General features: G+C 73.9%; 1 pseudogene. It reads right to left on the reverse strand.

Annotation, left to right across the window (positions count from 1 at the left end):
* A pseudogene (locus AC0CH3_RS17995) lies at nucleotides 1-234 on the reverse strand (hypothetical protein); the annotation flags it as partial.

Raw genomic sequence — 234 nt, forward strand, 5'->3', positions numbered from 1 at the left:
CCGTGGACCAGCGGGACGATCGCCCACGCCTCGCGACACGCGAGCAGCCAGCCGGGGAGACGCGACCGCGTCTCGTCGGGGGCGCTGCCGTTGCGGACCGAATCGAGTTCGACGAGGTGCGCGCGTTCGTGCAGGTGCAGCGCGACTACGGCGTCGGGATCGGCGTCATGCCCCCCATGCGGCCAGTTCCCGCCGGTCGCCGTGCGCAGCGCGCCGTCGCGATCGCCATCGGCT

The organism is Sphingomonas sp. AC449 (assembly GCF_979253475.1).